This is a genomic window from Lacisediminihabitans sp., assembly GCF_036404185.1.
Taxonomy (GTDB): Bacteria; Actinomycetota; Actinomycetes; order Actinomycetales; family Microbacteriaceae; genus Lacisediminihabitans.
Map to the genome: position 1 here is coordinate 1 of NZ_DASWPB010000054.1, position 2,536 is coordinate 2,536.

Annotated in this window: 2 protein-coding genes; both read right to left on the reverse strand. The window is 67.6% G+C overall.

Going from position 1 to position 2,536, the window contains the following annotated elements:
* Nucleotides 1–1,073, reverse strand: a 1,073-nt coding sequence (gene xylA / locus VGC18_RS02955; RefSeq protein ID WP_331094062.1) for a xylose isomerase, incomplete at its 3' end; no start/stop codon positions are given.
* A 110-nt stretch (nucleotides 1,074–1,183) separates the two neighbouring features.
* On the reverse strand, nucleotides 1,184–2,431 hold the full coding sequence (locus VGC18_RS02960) for an endo-1,4-beta-xylanase (protein WP_331094064.1): 1,248 nt from the start codon (nucleotides 2,429–2,431) through the stop codon (nucleotides 1,184–1,186).
* Between the last annotated feature and the right edge of the window lie 105 nt (nucleotides 2,432–2,536).

Here is a 2,536-nt window from a genome sequence, read left to right on the forward strand (position 1 = left end):
AGGTCGTCGTAGGTCTCGCCGGCGCCGAGGGTCGGCTCCTGCAGCTGGGCGACGCGGGCGGCGACGAGCGCCTCCTGCACCTCTGGATCGGCGCGGAAGGCCGCGGCGCGCTCCTTCAGGAGCAGGTAGGTGCGCATGTTCGCGGCGGCCGAGGTCCAGACACCGTTGATGTCCTCGGTGCGGCTCGGCTTGTAGTCGAAGTGACGCGGGCCCTCGTAGGTCTGGCCGCCGTTCGGGCCGCCGTTCTCGAGGAGGTCGACGAGAGCGAAGGCGTTCGCCAGGTCGCCGTGACCGAAGACGAGGTCCTGGTCGAACTTAATGCCCTTCTGGCCGTTGAGGTCGATGTGGAACAGCTTGCCCTGGTAGAGCGCCTGCGCGATGCCGGAGGCGAAGTTGAGCCCGGCCATCTGCTCGTGGCCGACCTCCGGGTTGACGCCGAACAGCTCCGGGCGCTCGAGGGTCTCGATGAACGCGATGGCGTGGCCGACGGTGGGCAGCAGGATGTCGCCGCGGGGCTCGTTCGGCTTCGGCTCGATGGCGAAGCGGATGTCGTATCCCTTGTCGGTGACGTACTGGGCGAAGAGGTTCACGGCCTCGCGGTAGCGCTCGAGGGCGCTGCGGATGTCCTTGGCGGAGTCGTACTCCGCTCCCTCGCGGCCGCCCCACATGACGAAGGTCTTGGCGCCGAGCTCGACGCCGAGCTCCAGCTGACGCATCGCCTTGCGCATCGCGAAGCGACGGACGGCGCGGTCGTTGGACGTGAATCCGCCGTCCTTGAAGACGGGCGCGCTGAACAGGTTGGTGGTGACCATCGGGATGATCAGGCCGGTGTCGGCGAGGGCCTGCTTGAGGCGGTCGATCTGCTTCTGGCGTGCGGCGTCGGTGGAGCCGAACGGGAAGAGGTCGTCGTCGTGGAAGGTGAGGCCGTAGGCGCCGAGCTCGGCGAGCCGGGTGACGGCCTCGACGACATCGAGCGGCGGACGGGTCGGCCCGCCGAACGGGTCGCTGCCGTTGTAGCCGACGGTCCAGAGACCGAAGGAGAACTTGTCTTCGCGGGTGGGTGTAGTGGTCATCAGGGTGCGTCCTTCAACGTCATTGGTGATTTGTTGTTTGTAAAAACATATTAGCCCTACTTACCGGGTCGCGCACAAGCCGTTGGACGGATTCCGCGTGCCGGGAAGAGCTACCGATCCCCGGCCGGGTGGACGATCCGGATCTGGAGTTCCGCGGCGCCGATGGCGAAGGGGACGGACGCCGCGCCGGCGCGGAGCTCGTAGTCGCCGCGGAAGCCGGTCACGGGAATCCGGCCGTCCTCGTCGGTGACGACCGTCGTCGGTTTCAGCCACCACTCGTCCTTCACCAGCGAGCGCAGCGCGTGATACGACGGCTTCGGCGTGCCGTCGGCACGCACCAGCCCGATCGGGGCGCCGAGCCAGGCGCCCGCGTCGCTGATCCCCCAATAGGTGATCGACTCGACGGCCGGATGGGACACGAGCGACCGGTAGTGGCGCTCGAGCTCCTCAGCCTGACGCGCCTCGCCCTCCGGTGTCGACGGCCACTCGGGGATGCGGTAGTCGTTGAGGTCGACGATGTCGGCGGGCATGAGGTGCCCGGAGACGAGCGAGGTCTCGGTCAGCTGCAGCGGCAGACCATAGCGGGCGAAGCGGTCGACCATCGCGAGCATGACGTCCTCACCCCAGTAGCCCTGGTGCATGTGCGTCTGGAGGCCGATCGCGTCGATCTGGATGCCCGCCTCCAGGACCCCCTCGATGAGGCACTCGTACGCGCTGGAGAGATCGAAGTCGTTGAGCAGGAACCGGGCGCGGGGGTTAACCGCCCGCGCCTCCTCGAACGCCATCCGGATCATGTGGATGCGGCCCCTGGCGTGGGCGAGCCGGGTGATGCCGTTGTCGCCGTTTGCGAAGACCGGCATGATGACGACCTCGTTGATCGCGTCCCAGGTGTCGATGAGGCCGTCGAAGTCGGCGACGTCGCGGCGGATGCGCTCGCGCTGCAGCCGTTCGATCTCATCGGCCGGGAGGTCGAGCAGCCAGTCGGGCTGAACGGTGTGCCAGACCAGGGGATGACCCTTGAGCGCGATTCCGCGCTCGCGGAACCACCGCGCGGTCCGCTGCATCCTGGCGGTGTCCGGGGCGCCCCGCTCCGGCTCGAAGCGGCCCCAGTAGAACGGCAGGGTCGCGGTGTTGAAGACATCGGTGTACAGCTCGGCGAGGCCCTCGGTGCCGATCGCGTCCGGCTCCCCGTTCGCGAGACCGAGAAAGTCGAAACCGATGTTGCCGAAGCCGAAGGCGTGACGCGTCTGAGTGACGACGACCTCTGTGTGCGGCAGCGGTCGTCCCGTGGCATCCGTCACCGTCACGATCGTCGTGCCCAGCCGATGGGCCATCGAGAATGGAACCGCAGAGTGCATCGTCGCACCGTCACTTTCCGGGGAAATTGTTGTTTCTGCCAACATATCAGCGCCCGCGGCGGATGCCCAAAAACGGCCACGAGGTCACCGGGCCGGCGGTGCCGG